At 25.6% G+C, this 590-nt stretch carries 1 protein-coding gene; it reads left to right on the top strand.

Features of this window, described 5'->3' with window-relative positions; genetic code table 11:
• The coding region (locus tag MBCUR_RS03470; protein WP_211265121.1) for a restriction endonuclease subunit S at positions 1 to 590 on the top strand (590 nt) is incomplete at both ends.

Raw genomic sequence — 590 nt, 5'->3', positions numbered from 1 at the left:
AAATTACGATTTCCAGAATTTAGTGATGAATGGGAAGAGAAAAAATTGGGAGACTTATTTGAAATAAAAAATGGATTAAATAAAAGTAAAGATTTTTTTGGGCATGGAATAAAGATTTTAAATTATATGGATGTTAATAAGAATATTTTTAATAATGAAAACTCGATTAAAGGATTAGTTGATGTTAATAACGATGAGATTTCTAGATATAATGTGAAACCAAATGATCTATTCTTTACAAGAACTTCTGAAACATCTGATGAAATAGGACTTAGTAGTGCATACATAGGAAAACATATTAATTGTGTATTTAGTGGATTTATTTTAAGAGCTAGGGGAAAAATTAAAGACATTAATGCATTGTTTTATGCATATTATTTCAGAAATCCAAAAAATAGACAAAAAATCATCAAACACAGCTCAATAACTACAAGAGCCCTAATTTCAGGAAGTAACTTATCCTTAATGAAAATAAATTTTACCTCCATGAATGAACAATTCAAAATAGCTGATTTTCTAACAACACTTGATAGAAAAGTAAACCTTTTAGAAAAGAAATTAGATATTTTTAAGGATTTTAAGAAGTTTTG

This window comes from Methanobrevibacter curvatus (genome assembly GCF_001639295.1).
Taxonomy (GTDB): Archaea; Methanobacteriota; Methanobacteria; order Methanobacteriales; family Methanobacteriaceae; genus Methanoflexus; species Methanoflexus curvatus.
This window is presented reverse-complemented; position numbering and strand designations above follow the sequence as displayed.